The organism is Clostridium tarantellae (assembly GCF_009295725.1).
In the GTDB taxonomy this organism is placed as follows: Bacteria; Bacillota; Clostridia; order Clostridiales; family Clostridiaceae; genus Sarcina; species Sarcina tarantellae.
Map to the genome: position 1 here is coordinate 1 of NZ_WHJC01000247.1, position 5,072 is coordinate 5,072.

Genomic DNA, 5,072 nt, shown 5'->3' on the forward strand with positions numbered 1-5,072 from the left:
TTGTGGTTTTGAGATTCAATTTTAACATGAAATTAGGGGGTCGTTGTTTTTTTATGCAAAAAAACTTTCGAAACCTTGATATATAAAGATTTTAAAAAGAAAAGTAGTGTAGAAACTTTACACTAACTATTAAAAGAAGGAGAAGAGAGTATGGGAAATTTTAAGATAAATTCAAAATTTAAACCTACAGGAGATCAGCCACAAGCAATAGAAAGTTTAGTTAATTCTATAAATAAAGGGAGTAGAGGACAAACTCTTTTAGGGGTAACTGGTTCAGGCAAAACTTTTACTATGGCTAACATAATAGAAAAAACACAAAGACCAACGTTAGTTTTAGCTCATAATAAAACATTAGCAGCTCAGCTTTGTTCAGAATTTAAAGAGTTCTTTCCAAACAATATAGTTGAGTATTTTGTTTCATATTATGATTATTATCAACCTGAAGCTTATGTTGCTCAAACTGATACATTTATAGAAAAAGATGCATCCATAAATGATGAAATAGATAAATTACGTCATTCTGCTACATCAGCATTATTAGAAAGAAGAGATGTAATTATAGTAGCATCAGTTTCATGTATATATGGATTAGGTAATCCAGAAGAATATAAAAAATTAACAATATCTTTAAGAGTAGGTATGGAAAAAGAAAGAGATGAAGTTATAAAAAAACTTATAGAACTTCAATATGAAAGAAATGATATAAACTTTTCAAGAGGTACTTTTAGAGTAAGAGGAGATAATTTAGATATTATTCCTTCATATTCATCATCTAAAGGAATAAGAATAGAATTTTTTGGAGATGAAATAGATAGAATAAGAGAATTTGATATTTTGACAGGAAATATAATAGGAGAGAGAAATCATGTATCTATAACACCATCATCTCATTTTGCTACTTCATTAGAAACATTAGAAAAAGCAATTAAAGTTATAGAAGATGAACTTGAAATAAGACTTAAAGAATTAACAGAAGAAGATAAACTTTTAGAGGCTCAGAGATTAAAGCAAAGAACTAATTATGATATAGAAATGATAAGAGAAATGGGGTACTGTCAAGGTATAGAAAATTACTCTAGAATAATAGATAATAGAGTTACAGGAACACCACCTGAAACATTAATAGATTATTTTCCAGAGGATTTTTTAATGTTTATTGATGAAAGCCATGTTACTTTACCACAAGTTAGAGCTATGTATGCGGGAGATAGATCAAGAAAAGAATCTTTAGTGGAGTATGGATTTAGATTGCCTTGTGCTTATGATAATAGACCATTAAAATTTACAGAATTTCAAGAAAAAATAAATCAAGTAGTATTTGTAAGTGCAACTCCAAGTCAATATGAATTAGATAACTCAAATAACATAGCGGAACAAATAATAAGGCCAACAGGATTAGTTGATCCGGAAATTTTAATAAAACCTATAACAGGTCAAATTGATAATCTGTATGAAGAAATTAAAAAAACTATTGAAAAAGGTTTTAGAATTTTAGTAACTACACTTACTAAAAGAATGGCAGAAGATTTAACTAAATATCTTAAAGATTTATCAGTTAAAGCAACTTATATGCATTCTGATATTGATACTATAGAAAGAATGAAAATAATAAGGGAATTAAGAGTAGGGGAAGTTGATGTATTAGTAGGAATTAATTTATTAAGAGAAGGACTAGACATACCAGAAGTGGCATTAGTAGCAATATTAGATGCTGATAAAGAAGGATTTTTAAGATCAGAAACATCATTAATACAAACTATAGGAAGAGCAGCTAGAAATTCAGAGAGTAAGGTAATAATGTATGCAGATAAAATAACTAATTCTATGGATAGAGCTATAAAGGAAACAAATAGAAGAAGAGAAATACAAATTAAATATAATGAAGAAAATGGAATAACTCCTCAAAGTATAAAAAAAGAAGTTAGAGATGTAATAGAAGCTACTAAAGTAGCAGAGAAAAAATCAAAATATAAAGTTGATAAAGATAATAATAAGAGAGATATTCCTTTAAATGAATTAATAAAACAATATGAAAATGAAATGAAGGATGCAGCTAAAAATCTTCAATTTGAAAGGGCTGCTGAGTTAAGAGATTTATTAAGAGATTTAAAAGAAAAATTAAGCTAAGTTTTTTAAGAATATGTTTTGTTATTAATTTAATATGATAAAATAATAACAAAATTATTTTAAGGAGGGGTTAAGTGAAAAAATTTTTAAAAGGTGTATTAGCTATTTTATTAGTTTTTTGCTTAATTATTGGTATAATATTATTTACATTTAAAACTGAAATAAACATTGTTACTAATATAGCAAAGAATTATATGGGATTTTTAGAAAATATGCCTGAGGTAGTGGATGTGGAAAAATTAGATATGATGGATACTATGGATTATAAAGATGTTACTTATAAAGTAAGAGATGGAAAAAATCTTACTTTAGATATATATGGTCCAAAGAAAAAACTTAAAAATGGTTCTCCAGTAATTTTATATGTTCATGGAGGAAGTTGGGTATATGGAAATAAAGGTATTCCAAAATTTTTAGCTCCTTTATTAGATGCATTTAGAGATGAAGGATTTACTGTAATAAGTACTTCTTATGAGCTAATGAAGGATGAATTAAGTTTTGATAAACAAATTTCAGATATAAAAGACACTATTAGATGGATTCATAAAAATGAAAGTGAATATGGGCTAAATGGCAATGTGGGGATTATTGGAGTATCTTCAGGAGCACACTTATCATTAATGGCAGCATATACACCAAAACCAATGTATTCAGGAGCTTTAGAATTATCAGCTTACCCAACAGATGTTGATTATATAATTGATTTTTTTGGTCCCACAGATTTGAGTACATTAGATATGGGGAAAGCTGGTTGGGATTTAAATCAAATAATAAAAAAAGCAGAAAAAGTAAAAAACAAACAAAAGGTAATAGAAGAATATAGTGTTATAAATTATATAGATGGTGAAGAGGTAGATACTTTAATAATCCATAGTAAGATGGACAATATAGTGCCTTATGAAAATTCTATAAAGTTATATGAAAAATTAAAAAAATATAATAATAATGTTGAATTATTAACTTTAGATACAAGTGGGCATGATTTATCAAATATTAGCAAAGAAGATGTTGTACCTGTAGCTTGGGGAATGTTAAAGTTTATTTTAAATCATTCTAAGATATAAAAAAGATAATAAGTTTAAATTATGTTATTACATAGGGAGTAATAAGAATTAATATTCTTATTATATCCCTTGTTTAAATAATAGATATAAATTAGTTTTGTTTATAAAAATTAAATTTTTTTTGTAAATTATTAAAATGGGAGGTTTGGTTGTTATAAAAGAAAAATTCAATAACAAATAAAGATATTAGAGAATTTTATTTTTTATTAACAATCTATAAATTATGTTGAAAATTATAAAAAAAATAGCATTAGCACTAATAGGGACACTAGTAATAGGAATAATTAGTGTAATTTACATTAGTGATAAAGTTCAAGATGAGGGAAAAAAGTATATAGCTTCAATAGATGATTTACCAATAGATAGTGATGCTATAATAGTTTTAGGTGCAGGAGTAAGAAATGATGGTACTCCATCAGATATTTTACAAGATAGATTAGATACTGCTTTAGATGTACATGATAAAAATATAAGTGATACATTTTTATTAACAGGGGATCATGGGAATGTAGATTATAATGAAGTAGGTGTAATGAAGAAATATATAATGCAATATGGGGTTAAAGAACATAGAGTATTTTTAGATCATGCAGGATTTAATACATATGACAGTATGTATAGAGCTAAAGAAATATTTAAAGTAAAAAAAGCTATAATTGTTACAAATGAATATCATTTACCAAGAGCTTTATATTTAGCTAGAAACATGGGAATAAATGCTTATGGAGTTATTTCTGATAAAAGAAATTATGATTGTATGGCAAGTTATAAAATAAGAGAAAAGCTTGCACAAGTAAAAGCGTATATTTATGCTAAATTTTTAAAACCAGAGCCTAAGTTCTTAGGAGATGAAATACCAGTAGATAATTCTGATGGAAAAATTACTGATGATGAAATATAAAAATAAGTATGTAAAATTTTATTTTTATGATATAATTGAAAAAATACTTTGAAAAATTCGTATATGCTTGATAATATGGTTCAAGCGTTTCTACTAGGAAGCCTTAAACATCCTAACTACGAATATATGGTTATTTATTATTTTAATATTTGATTATATATTCCTAGGCTTTAGTCTAGGAATTTTTATATAATATAAGTATTTTAAAAGTAAATAACTATGTATGTATGTAATTAGTATGAGCTTTCATTATACATAATATAAATTAATTTTATGATTTGGAAGGGGAGTATTAATATGAAATTATTAAAAGATAAAATTTTAAATGAAGGAAAAGTAAGAAAAGGTAATATATTAAAAGTTGATTGTTTTTTAAATCATCAAATGGATATTAAATTTTTAAATGAGGTTGGAAAAGAGTTTAAAAATAGATTTAAAGATGAAAAAGTAGATAAAATTCTTACTATAGAAGCATCTGGTATAGCTATAGCAGGAATAACATCTCAATATTTCGATTATATTCCAGTGGTTTTTGCCAAGAAAACAGAAAGTTTAAATTTAGATAAAGAAGTATTTGAATCTAGTGTACATTCTTTTACTAAGAAAAAAGATTATAAAGTTAGAGTTGGAAAAGAGTTTTTAAAAAAGGGTGAAAGAATATTAATTATAGATGATTTCTTAGCTAAAGGATGTGCTACTAAAGGAATGATAGATTTAGTGCAACAATCTGGAGCTAATGTAGTTGGTGTTGGAATAGTTATAGAAAAAGGCTTTCAAGAAGGTAGACAAGTTTTAGAAGATATGGGTATAAGAGTTGAATCTTTAGCTATAATAGAAAAATTAGAAGAAGGAAAAGTTTATTTAAAATAAAAAAATATAGTAAAAACTACTTAAATATTTCTTTATTTGGTGTTGGCTAAATAAAAGTTATTTTTTAGTAGTTTTTTATTATATAAAATATTAATATTTTTATTATAAAG

At 25.6% G+C, this 5,072-nt stretch carries 4 protein-coding genes and 1 riboswitch; all 4 genes read left to right on the top strand.

Translation table 11 applies throughout. The features are described 5' to 3' along the window. Positions 1-150 precede the first annotated feature (150 nt). The gene (uvrB, locus tag GBZ86_RS12535) at positions 151-2,127 is read left to right on the top strand and encodes an excinuclease ABC subunit UvrB (protein WP_152891157.1); all 1,977 of its coding nucleotides are present in this window, start codon (positions 151-153) and stop codon (positions 2,125-2,127) included. A gap of 74 nt (positions 2,128-2,201) precedes the next feature. Further along, positions 2,202-3,191, top strand: coding sequence for an alpha/beta hydrolase (locus GBZ86_RS12540; protein ID WP_327445172.1), 990 nt, complete (start codon positions 2,202-2,204; stop codon positions 3,189-3,191). Positions 3,192-3,414: 223 nt separating this feature from the next. After that, the gene (locus GBZ86_RS12545; RefSeq protein ID WP_152891159.1) at positions 3,415-4,092 is read left to right on the top strand and encodes a SanA/YdcF family protein; all 678 of its coding nucleotides are present in this window, start codon (positions 3,415-3,417) and stop codon (positions 4,090-4,092) included. 37 nt (positions 4,093-4,129) lie between these two features. After that, a riboswitch (purine riboswitch) is annotated at positions 4,130-4,231 on the top strand. 158 nt (positions 4,232-4,389) lie between these two features. Then, on the top strand, positions 4,390-4,962 hold the full coding sequence (locus GBZ86_RS12550) for a xanthine phosphoribosyltransferase (RefSeq protein WP_152891161.1): 573 nt from the start codon (positions 4,390-4,392) through the stop codon (positions 4,960-4,962). Positions 4,963-5,072: the final 110 nt, after the last annotated feature.

Bases quoted from the DNA above. Each gene is read 5' to 3' on its own strand.
- uvrB (WP_152891157.1), top strand. From the start codon at position 151: ATGGGAAATTTTAAGATAAATTCAAAATTTAAACCTACAGGAGATCAG.
- GBZ86_RS12545 (WP_152891159.1), top strand. From the start codon at position 3,415: ATGTTGAAAATTATAAAAAAAATAGCATTAGCACTAATAGGGACACTA.
- GBZ86_RS12550 (WP_152891161.1), top strand. From the start codon at position 4,390: ATGAAATTATTAAAAGATAAAATTTTAAATGAAGGAAAAGTAAGAAAA.